At 70.7% G+C, this 17,467-nt stretch carries 13 protein-coding genes, 1 tRNA gene and 1 pseudogene; 8 read left to right on the plus strand and 7 right to left on the minus strand.

The features are described from left to right. Positions 1-110 precede the first annotated feature (110 nt). The 4 genes from AB0B50_RS31055 to AB0B50_RS31070 all read right to left on the minus strand — a co-directional run bounded on the left by AB0B50_RS31055 (position 111) and on the right by AB0B50_RS31070 (position 5,206). A complete protein-coding gene (locus AB0B50_RS31055) occupies positions 111-2,048 on the minus strand; it encodes a kelch motif-containing protein (protein ID WP_362339117.1) in 1,938 nt (645 codons plus the stop codon). Further along, positions 2,045-4,039, minus strand: coding sequence for a glycosyltransferase family 2 protein (locus AB0B50_RS31060; RefSeq protein WP_362339118.1), 1,995 nt, complete (start codon positions 4,037-4,039; stop codon positions 2,045-2,047). Before AB0B50_RS31060 ends, AB0B50_RS31055 begins: the two co-directional genes overlap by 4 nt. Positions 4,040-4,340: 301 nt before the next feature. Continuing rightward, entirely contained in the window at positions 4,341-5,054 is a 714-nt protein-coding gene (locus tag AB0B50_RS31065; RefSeq protein ID WP_362339119.1) for a FadR/GntR family transcriptional regulator, read from the minus strand. A gap of 78 nt (positions 5,055-5,132) precedes the next feature. Beyond that, positions 5,133-5,206: transfer RNA gene (locus tag AB0B50_RS31070), tRNA-Lys, on the minus strand. Positions 5,207-5,436: 230 nt separating this feature from the next. Between AB0B50_RS31070 and AB0B50_RS31075 the strand changes: the two genes are divergently transcribed. The 8 genes and pseudogenes from AB0B50_RS31075 to AB0B50_RS31110 all read left to right on the plus strand — a co-directional run bounded on the left by AB0B50_RS31075 (position 5,437) and on the right by AB0B50_RS31110 (position 12,723). Beyond that, the gene (locus tag AB0B50_RS31075) at positions 5,437-6,816 is read left to right on the plus strand and encodes a peptidoglycan-binding protein (RefSeq protein ID WP_362339120.1); all 1,380 of its coding nucleotides are present in this window, start codon (positions 5,437-5,439) and stop codon (positions 6,814-6,816) included. Between the two features lie 106 nt (positions 6,817-6,922). Beyond that, positions 6,923-8,107, plus strand: coding sequence for an SPFH domain-containing protein (locus AB0B50_RS31080; protein ID WP_362339121.1), 1,185 nt, complete (start codon positions 6,923-6,925; stop codon positions 8,105-8,107). Beyond that, complete coding sequence (locus AB0B50_RS31085) at positions 8,091-8,789, plus strand: nucleoside/nucleotide kinase family protein (RefSeq protein ID WP_362339122.1); 699 nt, start codon at positions 8,091-8,093, stop codon at positions 8,787-8,789. Before AB0B50_RS31080 ends, AB0B50_RS31085 begins: the two co-directional genes overlap by 17 nt. An 84-nt stretch (positions 8,790-8,873) precedes the next feature. Further along, complete coding sequence (locus AB0B50_RS31090) at positions 8,874-9,476, plus strand: lytic polysaccharide monooxygenase (protein WP_362339123.1); 603 nt, start codon at positions 8,874-8,876, stop codon at positions 9,474-9,476. 106 nt (positions 9,477-9,582) lie between these two features. Next, complete coding sequence (locus AB0B50_RS31095) at positions 9,583-10,101, plus strand: DUF3592 domain-containing protein (RefSeq protein ID WP_362339124.1); 519 nt, start codon at positions 9,583-9,585, stop codon at positions 10,099-10,101. A gap of 78 nt (positions 10,102-10,179) precedes the next feature. After that, positions 10,180-11,844: an AMP-binding protein gene (locus AB0B50_RS31100; RefSeq protein ID WP_362339125.1), complete on the plus strand. Its 1,665-nt coding sequence runs from the start codon at positions 10,180-10,182 to the stop codon at positions 11,842-11,844. A gap of 106 nt (positions 11,845-11,950) precedes the next feature. Beyond that, positions 11,951-12,298 (plus strand): annotated as a pseudogene (locus AB0B50_RS31105) (LuxR C-terminal-related transcriptional regulator); the annotation flags it as partial. 92 nt (positions 12,299-12,390) lie between these two features. Then, entirely contained in the window at positions 12,391-12,723 is a 333-nt protein-coding gene (locus tag AB0B50_RS31110; RefSeq protein ID WP_362339126.1) for a hypothetical protein, read from the plus strand. Here the strand turns inward: AB0B50_RS31110 and AB0B50_RS31115 are convergent. The 3 genes from AB0B50_RS31115 to AB0B50_RS31125 all read right to left on the minus strand — a co-directional run bounded on the left by AB0B50_RS31115 (position 12,698) and on the right by AB0B50_RS31125 (position 17,412). Then, the gene (locus AB0B50_RS31115; RefSeq protein WP_362339127.1) at positions 12,698-14,857 is read right to left on the minus strand and encodes an MMPL family transporter; all 2,160 of its coding nucleotides are present in this window, start codon (positions 14,855-14,857) and stop codon (positions 12,698-12,700) included. The genes AB0B50_RS31110 and AB0B50_RS31115 overlap by 26 nt on opposite strands. 592 nt (positions 14,858-15,449) lie before the next feature. Further along, the gene (locus AB0B50_RS31120; protein WP_362339128.1) at positions 15,450-16,145 is read right to left on the minus strand and encodes a response regulator transcription factor; all 696 of its coding nucleotides are present in this window, start codon (positions 16,143-16,145) and stop codon (positions 15,450-15,452) included. Next, complete coding sequence (locus tag AB0B50_RS31125) at positions 16,039-17,412, minus strand: sensor histidine kinase (protein WP_362339129.1); 1,374 nt, start codon at positions 17,410-17,412, stop codon at positions 16,039-16,041. Before AB0B50_RS31125 ends, AB0B50_RS31120 begins: the two co-directional genes overlap by 107 nt. Positions 17,413-17,467: the final 55 nt, after the last annotated feature.

A 17,467-nucleotide genomic window follows, 5' to 3' on the forward strand; every position in this document is an offset into this window, starting at 1 on the left:
CCGGCGCGCACACCCACACAAACCCCGCTTGCGATTAGGCCTCTTCACTCGGCAGATGCGACTGCGGCTTTTCTGTGCTTGCTCGCGCAGTTCCCCGCGCCCCTACAGGGCTACGGCACGTGGACCCACTGGGCCTTGCTCGGCGTGCCCTGATCGTCCGTCACGAACAGCATGTACCAGCCCGATTCGACCATGCTGCGGTTCTTCGGCACCGTCACCGTGACCGAGTCCTTCGACTTCGTCAGGTCGAGGGCGATCGACGTCTGGTCGATGTCCGTCACATGCGTCGACGCACTCGGCTTGATGAGACGGGCCGTCTTGATGGACGAGGCATGCTTCGTCGGGAACGTGCCCGACTCGCCCCGCCGGATCGTCTTCGGCCCCTTGTCGAGGCTCGGCTGCGAGCCGTGGTAGAGGTACGGCGGCGTGTAGATCTCGATGCGCTGCTCGAACTCGCCCGGCTTCGTGTTGGCCTTGTCGGCGTAGAGCGAGTCGGAGCCGAAGAACATCACGCGGCCGTCGGGCAGCAGGATCGAACCCGAGTGGTAGTTGCGGCCCACCTCGGGGTCGGCCACGCGCCGCATCTCGCCCGTCTTGGCGTCGTAGATCCGCGCCTGGTGGATGTTGGAGTCGCTGCGCCCGCGGTAGTCCTCGGAGCCGCCGGAGATCAGCACGGTGTCGTCCGGCAGCGTCGAGATCTGCGGGTAGCGCGTGCCCTTCTCCAGTTCGGGGCCGTCCACGAACTTCGGGGCGTCCGCCTTCAGGTCGACGATGCGGGTCTTCTTGCTGGACTCCTTGGACTCGCCGACACCGCCGCCGCCGACCACCATGTACTTCTGGTCCTGGGCGGGCGGCAGTTCGACCGTGCCTGAGGTCTCCATGAGCTTCTGGTCGCTCAGGCCGGGGATGCCCTGCCACTTGTTGGTCTTCAGGTCCCAGATGCCGGGCTTGCGGCCGACGTCGTCGGGGCCGTACCCCGCGTTGGAACCGGAGTAGAAGAGCTTGCCGTCGGCCATCTGGAAGATCGCCGGGTAGGTCGGGAACTGCCGGATCCCCTTGGTGTACGTCCACTTCTTGGTCTTGGGGTCGTACACCTCGTTCTTGCCCGGGACCAGCTGGCCGATCTCGTCGAGGCCCGAGGTGGAGAGGATCTTGCCGTCCGTGAGCGTGGTCAGCGTGGGGTACCAGCGCGCCTCGTTCATCGGGTCGACCTTGATGTACCGCTCGGCGATCGGGTCGAACTCGAAGGTGTCCTTGATCCCCTGGAAGTCCTTCTTGTCCAGGGCGAGCTTCTGCGCCATGCCGTAGACGTTGCGGGTGTCGGAGCCCTTCAGGCCCTGGATGCGGTAGTTGTCCTGGGTGCCCGTCTCGTACTTGGCGCCGCTCCTGGCCGCCTCCACATAGACCCTGCCGAGGCCGGGCTCGGTGCGCAGGAACTCGCCCGTCTGCTTGTCGAAGACCTTCTTCGCCTTCTCGACCAGGACGTTGTCCTGGGAGACGAACGTCTTGCCGTTCTTCTTGCCGGTGAACTTCGTGCCCGCAGGGATCGTCTTCGGCTCGTCCGGGTCCTCGTTGTGGACGATCATCAGGCCGCCGGCCTTGGTGATGTCGCCCTTCAGCTTCTCGTAGCGCTGGGTGCCGCCCGCGATCAGCAGATTGCCGTTGCCCAGCTGGGTGTGGCCCGTGCAGAACAGGTCGGTGGGCGTCGGGATCTTCTTGATGGTGTTCTTGACCGGATCCCACAGCCGGGTGTCGAACTTCTTCTTGTCGAAGTTCTTCTGGTTGTTGCCGGACCCCGCGACCAGCAGGACCTTGCCGGTGTGCAGGAGAGCGGCGTGGATCGTGTTCTGGCGGTACTCCTCGGGGAAGTCGATGACCTCCCAGTGGCCGTTGTCCGCCTTGTACTCCGGCTTGTTGATCTTGTAGTCGTGGTACTTCTCCGAGCCCACGCGCCAGAGCCACGGTCCGTTCATCCCTGCCAGCGCAAGGACGACCGCCGCGCCTATCGCGATGCGACGGGCGCGGCGGCGGCTGGAACGGTCTTTCATTTCTTACGTCCCCCAAGGGAAATCTGCATGGTCTGGTCGGGCGCTGCCCAGCTGGGCTTCTGCTGCGGCGCGTGCGGGGCGGAGTGCCCGCCCGGCGGGGCCGGTTGGGCCTGCGGCAGCGGTGCCGTGGCGTCACGCTGCTGCGGGACCATCGTCTCCGCTCCCGGTGGCGGTGCGGAAGTACCGGATTCCACCGCCGACTTGGCCTTCTTCTTGTCCTGGCGCATGCCCCAGCGCCACGCGAAGATGGGCGCCGCCGTGATCAGCAGGGCGAAGGTGGCCCAGGTGATCATCGCGGGGTGGGAGTGCCCGTACACGAAGGAGGCCGCCATCGAGGCGCCGAAGACCAGAATGAAGAACAGGTGGATCCGGAAGGTCCCGAACAGCGTGTCGGGGCTGGCCGAATCGCCCTTGGGGGTCACCACGAACTTGCTCTTGCGGCGCAGGGCGGCGTCCATCAGCGAGCGGGCGTAGACCGGCGCGGAGAGCGCCGACATCACCATGCCCGCCACACCGCCGGAGCCCTCGGGCTCGTGCGGGGAGACGTTGTGCCTGCGGTTCCAGATGTAGAGCCCGATCTGCAGCGCCGATGCGTTGCCGTACAGCATCAGCCAGATGGTCGGGTCGATGTTCACGCCGGATGCGCCGAGGCCCAGGAACAGCGCACAACTCAGCGCGGCCAGGATCCAGTTCATGGCGGACATCGGGTAGAAGATGACCATCATCGTGTAGTTGAAGAGACGGCCGGGCGGCAGCGAGAAGGGCGCCTTCCAGAACTGCTTGAGGATCGTCTCGTACGTCCCCCGGGACCAGCGCAGTTGCTGCGTGAAGAAGTCGGTCCAGGCGTTGGGGCCCTCGCCCACCGCGAGCACGTCAGGCGTGTAGACGGACTTCCACTTCTTGCCGGTCCCCGGGTTGGTGGCGCGGTGGATCTCGAAGCCCGTCGCCATGTCCTCGGTGATCGAGTCGTACAGACCGCCGATCTGCTTCAGTGCCTTGATGCGTACGGCGTTGGAGGTGCCGACGAACATCGGGGCGCCGTAGGCGTTGCCGGCGCGCTGGATCAGCGCGTGGAAGAGGAACTGCTGCGACTCGGCGGCCTTGGTGACGAAATTGTCGTAATTGCCGTAGACCTGCGGGCCGATGACGAAGCCGACGTTCTCGTCGCGGAAGAAGCCGAGCATCCGCTCCAGGTAGTTCGGCATGGGGACGTGGTCGGTGTCCACCGATGCGAAGTAGTCGTAATCGTCGCCGTGCGCGTCCAGCCAGGCGTTGTAGTTGCCGTGCTTGGTCTTGGCGCGGTGCGGGCCCTTCGCCATGTTCCACTTCGCGACGCCCTTGCGGGAGAAGTGGTGCACGCCGAGCCGCCGGCAGACCTCCTTGACCTCCGGGTCGTCACCCTCGTCGAGGAGCCAGACATGCATCGGACCGCGGTGACGGATCTTGACCGCGGCCTCCAGGGTCTTCGTCACCATCTCGATCGGCTCCTTGCCGGGCACGAACGAGGTGAGGAAGGCGACTCTGGTGCCGGTTTCGGGCACCACCGGTATCGGGTCGCGGGCGACGAGCGTCGCATGGGCGTTGGAGAGCACGTTCATGCAACGGAAGAACTCGATCAGGCCGATCGAGACGAGCATGACGACGTCGAGCACCGGCAGCCATTCGTTGGCCACGTAGTCCCGCTCGGTCCAGTGCTCGGGCTGCAGGAGCCAGGCAAGGAGGACCAGGGAGAGCAGCGGGGCCGCGCCCAGCATCAGCGCGGCCCGGATGCGGTGCGGCTCCTGGGAGAGCAGCGAGCGGTACTGGACCTTGTACGGCTTGCTCGGGTCGGGCTGGGTCAGCGGCCCGGCGAGACGGCTGTAGTGCTCGTAGTCGTACCGAGGCAGCGTCTTCTTGATCCGCCGGAAACCCCCCGTCCTGTGCGACGGCACCCGCAGTTGGGTCGTCTGTGACGGGTCGTTGTGCCGCGCGCCCGTCGGCGTCGACGTCATGAGTCATCCCCCCGCGCGCGGTCGCCCGCGCGTTCGTTGGTCCTTCCGCCCGGTCGGGTCCCCCTGCAGACCGTCACGAGCGCATCAGTGGCAGGCCACCGTCCCCTTAGACATAGAACGACGACCTTCCGGTTGCATGATGCCCCCCTCGGCATCGCTTCATGAACGGGACCCCCGTCCCTGCCCCGCCGCGGACCGGACGGGCCCCCAACTGCCCCGTATCGTCCGCCTCATGAGAGCCAATGGCTCCAGGACAGGGTTCTACGCCGCACAGCATGATCGCAAGGGCGATACAAGGTGTTTACCGGTCATACGAGCGATTTGAGGCAACCACTGAGGTGGGCGAGGTCAGACGCGTGCGGATGTTACCGAAGTGTTCCCGTATGGCTCGCTCCGCCCGGACCACGTCGCCCGACTTCACGGCGTCGAGGATCTCCCGGTGCTGGCGGCAGGTGACCCTGGGATCCTGCGGTACGTCCACCAGATCCGTGCGGACCCGGTGGAAGGCGTCCCAGAACGCCTCGAGGACCTCACCGAGCAGCTGGTTCCCCAGGCAGCGGTAGAGCGTGGTGTGGAACGCCCGGTCGGTCTCGGCGCGCACCTCGCCGTCCGGGGACGTCGCCTCGGTGTCCATCCGGTCGACCAGGGCGTCGAGTTCGGCCAGGTCGGCCGCCGGTATACGACCCGCGAGACGCGCGATCAGGCCGGTCTCCACGGCCTCCCGCAGCTCCAGGAGCTGGAGCAGGCTGTCCTCGCCGCGGTAGTGCCCGGCGACGGTGCGAAAGGTGAGGCCCTCGATCATCGGCGCCATCGACATCGGGCCGACGTAGGTGCCGAAGCCGTGCCGGATCTCGACGATCCCCATGGCCTGGAGCGCCTTGAGCGCCTCGCGCACCGAGTTCCTGCTGACGCCGAGGAGCTCCATCAGCTCGGGCTCGGTGGGGAGGGAGGCCCCGGAGGGCAGCCGCTGGTCGATGATGAGCTTCTTGATCCGCTCCTGGATGTCGCGCGCCATGGCGCAACGGTAGCGGCAGGGGAGTGCGGGCGGGCACGACGAAAGCCCCCCGCCGAAGCGGAGGGCTTTCGCTGTCTGTGCGCCGCCAGGGACTCGAACCCCGGACCCGCTGATTAAGAGTCAGCTGCTCTAACCAACTGAGCTAGCGGCGCCTGCTGACCTGGATAACTCTACCGGACGTCCGGGGGTGCTCCTGACCAGCCGGGGGCCGTCCGGCGGTCGGGGGCGCGCGACGGGGCGGACGGGGGGTCCGGGAGCGGGCACCGCCCGACGGGGGCGATCCATCATTCGGACCGTCAACATGCGGTATCCCGGGACAGTTGAGAAACTGACGGACGTGCAGATGCGCGGACATTCTTTTCTGGGGTGTGAGGGGAATCGCATGGAGGACGCTCCGGTATTCGAGGAATTCGACCCCGAGAGCGACTGCGACTGCCCCGGCTGTATTCACTGGCGCCGCACGACGGCACACGCGCTTCCGCTGCGGCTCGGGGGCCACCCGGCGGCGCACGGCGCGCGCCGGGTCCTGGTCCTCGCGGCGGCGGCCGGCACGGTGCTCGGCGGGCAGGCGCTGCCCGCCGCGGCATCCGTCGAGGTGGGGGACCATCCGGCGCGGCCGGGTGCGGGGCCTGCGGGTGACGAGCCGGACACTCCGCAGGGCGGTAAGAGTGCGCTGCACGGTTCCTCCGGGAGCCCGGCGGCGGGGGCCACGGCCGCGGCCTATCGGTCGACCACCCGGGCGGCGATCATCAACCGGGCCAAGAAGTGGGTCGCGGCGAAGGTGCCGTACAGCATGGAGAGGTACTGGTCCGACGGCTACCGGCAGGACTGCTCCGGCTTTGTCTCGATGGCGTGGAACCTGAGCGGCAATGAATGGACGGGGAGCCTCGACAAGTACGCGGTGCGTATTTCCCGGGATCAGTTGCAGCCCGGGGACATTCTTCTCTTCCACAATCCGGCGAACCCCACGAAGGGCTCGCACGTGACGATTTTCGGGGGATGGACGGACTACACGCGCACGCATTACATCGCGTACGAACAGGCCCGCCCGCACGCCCGGAAACAGGCCACGCCCTATGCGTACTGGTCCTATGGGGACCGCTATCTGGCCTATCGCTACAAGGGGGTGACGGGCGGCACTCCCGGGGGCTCCGCCACGGGATCGGGATTGGGCTCGGGATCGGGTTCGGGGTCCTCGGCGACCAGGTATCCGGGGGCGGGGTCCTTCGGTCCCGGGGCGAACAACAGTCATGTGACGCAGCTGGGCAAGGCGCTGGTGGCGCGCGGCGGCAAGCGCTTCTACCGGTCGGGTCCGGGGCCGCGCTGGAGCGAGGCGGACCGCGGGGCGACCAGGGCGTTCCAGCGGGCGCAGGGCTGGCGGGGCAAGGACGCGGACGGGCTGCCGGGGCCGACGACGTGGTCGTACCTGATGAAGGGGAAGGGGCGGAACATCCCCGCGGCGGGCGCGGGCGGCGGTCCGGCAGGTGACCCGGCAGGTGGCCCGACGGGCGACAGCGCGGGCGCCCCCGCGTATCCGGGCCGCGGTGTCTTCCGCCCCGGCCAGTCGCACACGGCGATCGAGCAGCTCGGCAGACAGCTCCTGAAGAAGGGCTTCGGCAAGCACTACGCCCGGGGCCCTGGCCCGCACTGGGCGGAGAGCGACCGCCGCAACGTGGAGGCGTTCCAGCGCGCCCAGGGCTGGCGGGGAGCGGCGGCAGACGGCTTTCCGGGGCCGGAGACGTGGCGGCGGTTGTTCCGGTGAGCGGGGTGCGCATGAGCTCCGCTCAAGGGGAGCCGCGTGTGAGACCCGGTCACGGGTGTGACTCAGGCACGGATGGGATCGAGGCACTAATGACGCGGAGGCACGGATGAGTGCGACGGCAGCTTCACAGCCACAGTCACCGCAGTCCGACGGGGCGCCCGAGGCCGGGGGTGCGCGGACGGCTCGGGTGATTCAGAGCGAGGCCACCACCGAGATCCCCGTCCACCTTCTCTTCCGCGACGACCCGGACGACGCGACCGGGGTTCCGCTGTCGCCCGCCGTGGTGCGGCGCAGGCAGGGGACCGGGGAGCAGCCCCGGGCCGCGGCTCGGCGGCCCGCGCCGCAGCCCGCCGCCGTGGTCGCCGAGCCGGTGGTGCGGGCCGTGCCCGACGTCGACCCCGCGCTCGTGGAGCGGCGGGCGCGGGTACTGCCCGGGATCGCCGGGGTGCTCGGCGGGTGCGCGGGCGTCGCCGGGTGCGCGCTCTCGCTGTGGTGGGCGGGGGTGCTGCCCGAGCCCGCGGTGCGCGCGGCGGGGCTGCCCGGGTACGGCGGCGCCGGGCTCGGCGCCGCGCAGTGGGCCTCGCTCGCCGGGTCGGGGACGCTCGGCCTCTTCGGGTTCGGCGGCCTGGCCCGCGGCAGGGTCGGCCGCGCCTGGGTGCTCAGCCTCTTCGGCCGCTACCGGGGCACCGTCCGCCGTACCGGCCTGCTCTGGGTGAACCCGCTGCTGCTGCGCCGTCGCGTCGACGTACGGCTGCGGCATTGGAGGAGTGAGCCGATGCCCGCCGTGGACCGGTGCGGGGTCGCGCTGCGCGTCGTCGTCCTCGTCGTGTGGCGGGTGAAGGACACCGCGCGGGCGACGCTCGCGGTCGAGGACCACCAGGAGTATCTGCGGGAGTGCGTGGAGGCGACCACGGCCCGGGTGCTCTCGCGGCTGCCCGCCGACGCCTTCCACGACGACGCCCCCACCCTGCGCGACGCCGAGGCCGTCGGCGCCGCGCTGACCCGGGCGCTCGCCGCCGACGCGGAGGCGGTCGGCGTCGAGGTCTTCTCGGCCCAGCCGACCCGCATCGAGTACGCCCCCGAGGTCGCCGCCGTGATGCAGCGCCGCCGGGTCGCAGCGCTCGACGCACGGCACCGCGACACCGTCCTGACCTCGGTGGTCGACTCCGTCGAGGACACGGTGACGCGCCTGACCACCCGGGGCCTTGTGGAGCTGGACGACTACGAGCGCAAGGCCTTGGTGAAGGACCTGACGGTGGCGTTCTATACGGGCCATGGAGAACACCGATGAGCGGAACGCCGATGGGCCGAGCGCCGATGGGCTGAGCGCCGGTGGGACGCGGGGCCTCGCCGCCCTCGCCGCCGACGCCTGGAAGCTGACGGCGGGCGTCCCGCGCGCCGTCCTCGGCATCGCGGGCCCGCCGGGCACGGGCAAGTCGACGCTCGCGCGGGCCCTGGGCGAGCGGCTCGGCGAGGGCGCCGCGTATCTGCCGTTGGACGGATTCCACCTGTCCAACGCCCAGTTGGCCCGCCTCGGCCTCACCCACCGCAAGGGTTCGGAGCCGAGCTTCGACGTCGCGGGCTATGTCGCGCTGCTGCGCCGGGTGCTCGACGACCCGGCGCACGACATCTACGCACCCGACTACGACCGCACGCTCCACGAGCCGATCGCCGCCCGTCACCTCGTGGCGCCCACCGCCCGGCTCGTGATCACGGAGGGCAACTACCTCGCCTGCGATCTGCCCGGCTGGCGCACGGCGTACGACCTCATGGGGGAGTGCTGGTACCTCGACTCACCTGGAGAGGTACGTCAACAGCGACTGGTGGAGCGGCAGTTGGCGGGCGGCAGGTCGCCGGAAGAGGCCGCGGACTGGGTCGCTACGAACGACGACCCCAACGGTGAACTCGTCGCGACGTCCCGTGAGCGATGCGGACGGATCCTCTCCACGATTGGTATGGACATGTTCAACTAACGGCAATAATCTGAACTTGGTCTAGACCGCAGTGCGCGCACGTCCCACGGAACTCCCCACGTTCAGCAGGAGCAGGAGCGGCACATGCGAAACAAGAAGATGTACGCGGCCCTGGTCGGCCTCGGCACGGCCGGCGCGTTCGCACTCTCCGCCGGCGGTGCGAGCAGCCACGGCTACACCGACCTGCCGGCCAGCCGGCAGATCAACTGTGCCAAGGGTGTGGTGACCGGCTGCGGTTCGATCCAGTACGAGCCGCAGAGCGTCGAGGGCCTCAAGGGCTTCCCCGCCGCGGGGCCGGCGGACGGCAAGATCTGTTCGGCGGGCATAGCCGGCTTCGACCAGCTCAACTCGCCAAAGACGCCAGGTGGCGGGGCCTGGCCGACGACGAAGGTGAGCGGTGGTCAGAACTACACCTTCCGCTGGCAGTTCACCGCGCGGCACCGCACCACGGACTTCAAGTACTACATCACCAAGCAGGGTTGGGACGAGAGCAAGCCGGTGACCAGGGCGGCCCTGGACACCACGCCGTTCCTCAGTGTCCCGTACAACAGCCAGCAGCCGCCCGCGACGCTGTCGCACAGCGGCACGATCCCCGGTGGCCGCAGTGGGCACCATGTGATCGTCGCGGTCTGGACGGTCGCGGACACGGCCAACGCGTTCTACGCCTGCTCGGACGTCCAGTTCTGATACCCCCTCGTCAGTTCTGAGCAATGCTTGAGGAACTTCCCCACACCCCACGGGTAGGTTCTGCGCACGCCGTGCACGACCTCACGGCGTGCGCGGAGCCGTGTGCATGAGCCGTGCGGGCGGCCTCGCGGGCCGAATCGAATATCGGGGGATTCTCATGGAGTTCATGTTCTACGTCGTGCCGGGGTTCATCGCCGTCGTGGTGATCCTCATGGCGGTCAAGGTGATCAAGCGTTCCGCCGAGGTGAGCAGTGCCTGGAGCAGCGGTCTCACGGCCGAGGCGCGCTGTCTGCGGACGTACACGACGACCAGCGGCCACGGCGACAGCAATCACGTGTCCACCACGCTGCACCACGTCTACGAATTCACCACCCGTGAGGGCCGTGCCGTCCGCTTCGAGGAGGAGAACGGACCCGCGACGACCGTCGAGGGCGACATCGTCACCGTGCACTACACGGACCGGCGCCCCGAGGCGGCGACGGCCCACGCGCCGCGTCCCTTCACGATGGCGGCGAGCACCATCGGGCTGCTCTGCTTCTTCGGCCTGATGCTGATCTTCTGCGTGTACTTCATGGTCTCGGCGAACGACTTCTTCGGGGACGACGTGTTCAGTGACATGCCGTGAGGCGAGACCTCGGCCCTCCCGTCCTTCCGCCGCCCTCGCCCTCCACATCTGACGGGCTGTCAATTATCGTGCGCGGCCATGAAGAGCACCGGGAACACGACGGTCGCGGAACTCGTACAGGCGCGGTGGGGCGACCACCGCACCGGGCTGCGCCACGCCGGAGGGGAGCTGAGCCACCACCGGGTGACGGCGGGCGCGGCGGCCAGGGCGGCGCTGCTCGCGGACCTGCTGCCCCGCCGGGGCGAGCCGCATGTCGGCGTCCTGCTCGACAACACCCCTGAATATCCGATGTGGTTGAGCGCGGCGGCGCTCGCGGGCGCGGCGGTGGCGGGCATCAATCCGACGCGGCGCGGCGCCGAACTCGCCCGCGACATCCTGCACACCGACTGCCGGGTCCTGGTGACCGAGCGGGCGCATCTGCCGCTGCTCGACGGGCTCGAACTCCCCTCCGTACGCATCCTGGTGACCGACACGGACGCGTACGAGGAGCTGCTCGCGCCCTACGCCGACGCGAAGCCGGAGATCGCGCGGGGGGCCGGGCCGAAGAGCCGGATGCTGCTCTACTTCACGTCCGGTTCGACGGGCGCGCCCAAGGCGGCGATCTGCAGCCAGGGCCGACTGGCCGCGGCGGGTGCCTCGCTGGTCGAGCACTTCGGGGTCAGGGCCTCGGACACGCACTACATCTGCATGCCGATGTTCCACGGCAACGCGGTGATCGCCGACTGGGCGCCGGCGCTGGCCGCGGGGGCGGGGGTGGCGCTGCGGGCCCGCTTCTCGGCGTCGTCGTTCCTTTCCGACGTACGGGACTTCGGGGCCACGTACTTCACGTACGTCGGGCGGGCGGTGCAGTACATCCTGGCGACGCCGGAAGGCGCCGACGACCGGGAGAACCCGCTGCGGGTCGGGTTCGGGACCGAGGCGGGGGCGGTGGACGCGGCGCGGTTCGAGGAGCGGTTCGGGGTGCGGCTCGTCGAGGGGTACGGGTCGTCCGAGGGCGGGGCGGCGATTCAGCGGACGCCGGGGACGCCTGCCGGGGCGATCGGGCGGGCGGCGCCGGGGGACGACCTCGCGGTGGTCGATCCCGGGACGCGGCGGGAGTGCGAGGCTGCGCGGTTCGCGGCGGACGGGAGGCTGCTGAACGGGTCCGCGGCGATAGGGGAGTTGGTGAACCGGGGGCCGAATCCCTTCGAGGGGTACTGGCGGAACGAGCAGGCGCAGGCGGAGCGGGTGCGGGGTGGGTGGTACTGGACGGGGGATCTCTTCTACCGGGACGGTAACGGGTTCCTGTACTTCGCCGGGCGTACGGATGATCGGTTGCGGGTGGACAGCGAGAATCTGGCGGCCGCGGTGATCGAGGGGATTCTTGCGCGGTATGAGGGGGCCGAGGCGGTCGCTGTGTACGCGGTGCCGGATCCGGTGGCGGGGGATCAGGTGATGGCGGCGGTTGCGCCGCCGCGGGGTTCTTCTTTCGATCCGCTGTCCTTCTCCGAGTTCCTGCTGGCGCAGGGGGACTTGGGGACGAAGATGGCGCCTCGGTTCGTGCGGGTGGTGGAGCGGATGCCGGTGACCGCGACGAACAAGGTGGCGCGGAGTGAGTTGCGGCGGGTCGGGTTTCGCTGCGGGGGGTTGGTGTGGTGGCGGCCGCCGGGGGATGCGGAGTATCGCCGTCTTACGGCGGCTGATGTGGTGTCGCTGGTTGCGCAGTATCGGGTGCGGGGGCGTGAGGCGTTACTGGACGTGTGACGTTGGTTGGTTGCTCGGGGGTATCTCCTGGCCCGCCGCTCCGCGGCGGATGTCTCCCACCCACCCGCCCGTTCACCCCGCAGTGGATTTGCGGGCGTAGGAGCAGAAGGGGCTGCGGGCGGCGGTCGCGCTCAGGGAGCGGCGGCCGACGCTGCCGGTCCTCGTGCTCAGCCAGTACGTCCAACGGTCCTACGCCGCCGAGCTCCTGGACATCGGGGACGGCACCGGCGTCGGCCATCTGCTCAAGGACCGCGTCGGCCAGGTCGAGCAGTTCGTCGAGGGACTCACGCGGGTCGCGGAGGGGAAGTCGAACGCGGCGATCGCCGGGGAACTGGTCGTCTCCGACACGGCGGTGGGCAAGCACATCGGCAACATCCTCGGGAAGCTGGACCTGCCCCCGGCGGACGGCACGCACCGCAGAGTGCTCGCGGTCCTCGCCTGTCTGAGGGCCTGAGGGAACCGAGCCCGTCTGCGGGCGTGAGGGATCCGTGGGGAGTGAACGCAAGTGCGGCCCGACGCCCGTACGAACGATTACGATCCACGTTCATGAGCACGTCAGACCAGCCCGAAGTCACCGCGGATGTCACGGCGGATGTCACGGCGGAAGCCACCGCCCTGCCCGGCCCCACCCCCGCCGCCCGCGCCCGACGCGCCCGCATCGCCGCGGCCTCGTTGCTGATGGCCGCGGCGGCGGTGGTCCTCGCGCTGCGTCTGGCGAGCCGTTCCTCCGTCCTGGTCGTCGGGGTCTACGGACTGCTGCTGATCCTCTGCGGCGGGGTCATCGAGCTGAGCCGCCGCGGCCGGACCAGGCTCGGCACCTGGCTCCTCGCCGCGGGACTCGCGGCGGCGCTGGTCATGGACGGGGTCGTTCTGTCGTAGGAGCGGCCGCAGTTGGGGTTGTCGGGGTGAACTCCCTTATCCCGTACCGCCGGTGGAAGCGCCGCATCGGGCCCGGTGCCCACCAGGCCCGGCGGCCCAGCAGCGTCATGGTCGCCGGGACGAGGAACATCCGCACCACGGTGGCGTCGATGAGGACGGCCAGGGTCAGGCCGAGACCGATCTGCAGGATCGGTGAGAAGCCGCCGGTCATGAACCCGGCGAAGACGATGGCCAGGAGCAGCGCCGCACAGCTGACCACGCGGCCGGAGCGGCGCAGGCCCTCGACGACGGCGGTGCGGTGGTCGCCGGTCTCCACCCAGCTCTCCCGCATCCGGGACAGGATGAACAGCTCGTAATCCATGGCGAGTCCGAACGCGATGGCGATGATCAGCGGCGGCGCGGTCAGGCTCAGCGAGCCGAGCCCCTCGCCGCCGAGCAGCGAGGCCCCGTGCCCGTCCTGGAAGACCCAGGTGACGACGCCGAGCGCGGCGCCCAGGCTGAGCAGGGTGGTGACGAGGGTGCGCAGCGGGATCAGGACGGATCCGGTGAAGGCGAAGAGCAGCCCGAACAGGCCGACGAGGACGGTCAGTACGGCCCACGGGGCGCGGTCGGCGAGCATCGAGCGGAAGTCGACGAGGCGGGCGGCGTTGCCGGTGACCCGGACCGGCTCGTCGCCGCGCAGCTCGCGGATCCGCTCGACCAGACCGGTCGCGGTCGGGCCGTCGACGGAGCCCTTCGGTGTGAGTTCGAGCAGGACCGTGCCGTCGGAGAGCCGTTGGCGTTCGGCGGCGGCGATGCCGGGCAGGGCGCGGATCTTGCGCTCGCAGTCGGCGGGGGCGCCGGGCCTGATGAGGACGCCGACGGGGCTGGTGTCGACCTCGGGCGGATAGTGCTCGCGCACGGTGTCGTAGAGCTGCCGTGCCTCGGTGTCGTGGGGCAGCTGGCGGGCGTCTCCGATGGTGATCCGCATCCCGAAGGCGGGGACGGCGAGCAGGACGAGCGCGGATCCGACGAGGACGAGTACGGCGAGGGGGCGGGCGGCGGAGAAGCGGGCGAGGCGGGCGAAGAACTCGCCCTCACGCCCGGCAGGGACGGCAGGGGCGGCAGGGGCGGCCTTGCGCAGCCGGGACCTGGCGGAGATCTTCCCGCCGAAGCGGGCGAGCAGCGCCGGCAGCAGTGTCAGCGCCGCCAGCATGTCGACGACCACCACGGCCCCGGCCGCGAGGCCCATACTGCGCAGGAACGGGCTGGAGAACCAGATGAGCCCGGACAGGCTGATGGCCACGGTGAGGCCGGAGAACAGGACGGTGCGCCCGGCGCGGGCGACGGTGGCGTGCACGGCCGCCGCCACGTCCTGGGTGTGCGCGCGCTCCTCGCGGAAGCGGACCACCATCAACAGGGCGTAGTCCACGGCGAGTCCGAGCCCCAGCATCGTGACGATCTGGACGGCGTAGACGGAGATGTCGGTGAACAGGCTGAAGCCGTAGAGGATGAGGAACGCCCCGGCGACGCCGCTGACGGTGACGAGCAGCGGGAGTCCGGCCGCGCGAAGGCCGCCGAAGATCAGGAGCAGCACGATCAGGACGGCGGGCAGGGTGATCAACTCGGCCTTCGCCACGTCCTCCTGGGCCCGCGTGCCCATCTGCTCGCCGAGCAGCGGGCCGCCGCTCACCGCCACGTCGGCGGCGTCGATCTCCCGGATCAGGTCGGCCGCGTCGCCGACCGTGTCGTCCTCGGCGTCGTCGTCGAGGCCGCCCTTGAGGGTGACGGGGATGAGGAGCGCCCGGCTGTCCTCGGCGACAAGGCCGTGCCTGTCGTACGGGTGGGGGACCTCGGCGACGCCGGGCAGCGCGCGCACCGCGGCGACGGCGCGGTCGACCTCGGCGCGCAGCCTCGGCCGGTCGACGCCGCCGTCGGTGGAGACGACCGCGGTGATGGAGGCGCCGGACGGGTCGAGGTCGTCGAGGAGTTCGTCCGCGACGACCGACTCGCTGCCCGGCACGTCCTCCACCGTCGAGGTCAGGTCCCCGAAGACCCGGGTGCCGAAGCCGAGTCCGAGGACGAGCAGGCAGATCCAGACGGCGATCACGGTGAGCGGGCGGCGGGTCGCCGTCCTGGCGAAGGTGGCGAGCATGACGGCTCCTTGGCGGTTTTCGGGATACGTGACTCAGAGTCGTCCCGGAGCGCCGCCGCCGGATCGCCGCGCGGAGCGGTCTTGCGGCCTCCCTCGCGGGGACGAGGCCTCACTCGCGCGAGGGAGACGGCCCTGCCACCGGAGCGGCGCCGCAGCCCCGGCGCGGCGGACGCCCCGACGCCGTGGGCTCTCCCGCGCAGGGAGAGCCCGCCTGCGGAGGGAGAGCCCGCCTGCGGAGGGAAAGCCCGCCTGCGGAGGGAGGCACAGCCGCGAAGGGAAGGCCCACCTGCGGAGGGAGGCGGGGCCTGCCGAAGGCCGCCTGAGTGGCGTCGCTCGCCCGGCGCGGCGGGAGTCCCTGCCGCGGTGAGGGGGCTCGGTCGTCGTCCGTCCGCTCACCGAGAGCGTCCGGGCGCCGTGCCGCTCTCCTGCGAGGGGGAGGACCCGTGGTGGGAGGGCCCGCCCGTGGTGGGGAGGCCCCGTGGTGGGAGGGCCCGCCCGTGGTGGGGAGGACCCCACGGTGGCAAGGCCCCACGAAGGCAAGGCCCCACGAAGGCAAGGCCCCACGAAGGCAAGGCCACCCGCGAAGGCAGGCTCAGCCGTCGTCCGGCTCGCCCGCGATGACGAGGCCCGTTTCGTACGCGCAGATCACCGCCTGTACGCGGTCCCGCAGCCCCAGCTTCGAGAGCACGTTGCTCACATGGGTCTTCACGGTGTGCTCGCTGACCACGAACGCCGTCGCGATCTCCGCGTTCGTCAGGCCGCGGGCGAGCAGGCGCAGTGTCTCCTCCTCGCGGGCGGTGAGCACGGTGAGGCGTGCGGAGGGCCGCGCGCCCCCGGCGCCCGCTCCCGTGCCCCGCAGGCTCTGCCCGCGCCGCACGATGTCCGCGACCAGGCGCCGCGTCACGGTCGGCGCGAGCAGTGACTCGCCGGCCGCGACGACCCGCACCGCGTGCACCAGGTCGTCCCTGCGGACGTCCTTGAGCAGGAAGCCGCTCGCTCCCGCGTACAGCGCCTCGTACACGTACTCGTCCAGGTCGAAGGTGGTCAGCATGACGACCCGGCAGCTGGACTGGGCGCAGACCCTGCGCGCCGCCTCGATGCCGTCCATGCCGGGCATGCGGATGTCCAACAGGATGACGTCCGGGGCGTGTTCGCGGACCGCGGCGACCGCCTGGGCGCCGTCACCCGCCTCCGCGACCACCTCGATGTCCGGCTGCGCGTCCAGGATCATGGAGAAGCCGCTGCGCACCAGCTCCTGATCGTCGGCGACCACCACCCGGATGCTCATCCCCCAAGGATGCCGTGGGCAGCCGCGCCACGACACGGAATCCTCCGTCCGGTGCGGGGCCTGCCTCCGCGCGGCCCCCGCAGGCCGTGGCCCGTTCGTGGACGCCGATGAGGCCGTGCCCGCCGCCCGCACTCCCGGTGGGGCCGCGCCCGTCGTCCGTCACGGTCACCGTCAACTCGGCGGCAGACCAGGCGAGTTGCACGCGGACGCGGGTGGCCCTCGCGTGCTTCACCGTGTTCGTCAGCGCCTCCTGGGCGATGCGGTACGCCGCGACCTCGGCGTCCGGGCTGAGCGCGCGCGGCAGTCCTTCCACCGTCAACTCGGCCTCCACGCCCGCCAGTCGGACCTGTTCGACCAGTCCCGCGAGGGCGCCGAGGGTGGGCTGCGGTCCCCTCTCGCCGCCGCCCCGCGGCTCCTTGAGCACCCCCAGGATGCGGCGCAGCTGCGCCATCGCGTCGCGGCCCGCGGCGGCGATGGCGTCGAACGCGGCCTCCGCGCGCGGCGGATCGCTGCGCACGACCACGGGCCCGGCCTCCGCCTGTACCACCATCAGGCTCACCGCGTGGGCGAGGATGTCGTGCATGTCCCGTGCGATGGTGGCCCGTTCGAGGGCCACGGCCCGCGCGGTCTCGCTCGCCCGCTCCCGCTCCAGGCGCCGGGCCCGGTCCTCCAGGGCCGCGGTGTACTTGCGCTGCACGCGGGCCAGGCTCCCCAGTGCGTACGCGCTGACGAGGCTCAGCAGGTGGAAGGGGTACTCGTAGGGCTCCGCGCGCTCGTGGAACGCCATGGTGACCGTCGTGCCGATGAGCCATCCGGCCAGCATGATCCGCCGCTGCCACGGCTTCGTCAGGGCGGCCACCGTGTAGAGGGCGACGAGACCGCCGTACACGATGTCCGGCGGCGGCCGGTGGTACAGCGCCATGGCGGGTGTGAAGCAGGCGACCAGGCAGGCCACGAGGAAGGGCGCGCGGCGCCGCCACACCAGCGGCACCGCCGTCCCCGCGGCGAGCAGGAACCCCGGCAGGGACAGGGCGTCGCCGCCCTCCTCGGGGAAGAGGAACTGCAGGGAGACGGCGAGCAGGACGAGGGCGGCAAGGGCCGTGTCGACCGCGTACGGCGGGGCGGCGCGCAGCCGCGCGGCGGTCCGCGAAAGGCCGGTCCGCGAAAGGCCGGTCCGCGAAAGGCCGGTCCGGGAATGTCCGGGCCGGGAATGTCCGGGCCGGGACAGGGGGCTCCGGGACAGGGGGCTCCGGGACAGTGCAGGCATACGGCGGCTCCTCGGGACAGGAGAGCCGTGCCAGTATCACGGCGTCCGCCCGGCG

Source organism: Streptomyces sp. NPDC041068, from assembly GCF_040647455.1.
GTDB lineage: Bacteria > Actinomycetota > Actinomycetes > Streptomycetales > Streptomycetaceae > Streptomyces.

Excerpts from the sequence above, each read along its gene's own strand:
- AB0B50_RS31100 (WP_362339125.1), top strand. The coding sequence starts at position 10,180 with ATGAAGAGCACCGGGAACACGACGGTCGCGGAACTCGTACAGGCGCGG.
- AB0B50_RS31075 (WP_362339120.1), top strand. The coding sequence starts at position 5,437 with ATGGAGGACGCTCCGGTATTCGAGGAATTCGACCCCGAGAGCGACTGC.
- AB0B50_RS31080 (WP_362339121.1), top strand. The coding sequence starts at position 6,923 with ATGAGTGCGACGGCAGCTTCACAGCCACAGTCACCGCAGTCCGACGGG.
- AB0B50_RS31085 (WP_362339122.1), top strand. The coding sequence starts at position 8,091 with ATGGAGAACACCGATGAGCGGAACGCCGATGGGCCGAGCGCCGATGGG.
- AB0B50_RS31055 (WP_362339117.1), bottom strand. The coding sequence starts at position 2,048 with ATGAAAGACCGTTCCAGCCGCCGCCGCGCCCGTCGCATCGCGATAGGC.
- AB0B50_RS31115 (WP_362339127.1), bottom strand. The coding sequence starts at position 14,857 with ATGCTCGCCACCTTCGCCAGGACGGCGACCCGCCGCCCGCTCACCGTG.
- AB0B50_RS31125 (WP_362339129.1), bottom strand. The coding sequence starts at position 17,412 with ATGCCTGCACTGTCCCGGAGCCCCCTGTCCCGGAGCCCCCTGTCCCGG.
- AB0B50_RS31090 (WP_362339123.1), top strand. The coding sequence starts at position 8,874 with ATGCGAAACAAGAAGATGTACGCGGCCCTGGTCGGCCTCGGCACGGCC.
- AB0B50_RS31095 (WP_362339124.1), top strand. The coding sequence starts at position 9,583 with ATGAGCCGTGCGGGCGGCCTCGCGGGCCGAATCGAATATCGGGGGATT.
- AB0B50_RS31110 (WP_362339126.1), top strand. The coding sequence starts at position 12,391 with ATGAGCACGTCAGACCAGCCCGAAGTCACCGCGGATGTCACGGCGGAT.
- AB0B50_RS31120 (WP_362339128.1), bottom strand. The coding sequence starts at position 16,145 with ATGAGCATCCGGGTGGTGGTCGCCGACGATCAGGAGCTGGTGCGCAGC.
- AB0B50_RS31060 (WP_362339118.1), bottom strand. The coding sequence starts at position 4,039 with ATGACGTCGACGCCGACGGGCGCGCGGCACAACGACCCGTCACAGACG.
- AB0B50_RS31065 (WP_362339119.1), bottom strand. The coding sequence starts at position 5,054 with ATGGCGCGCGACATCCAGGAGCGGATCAAGAAGCTCATCATCGACCAG.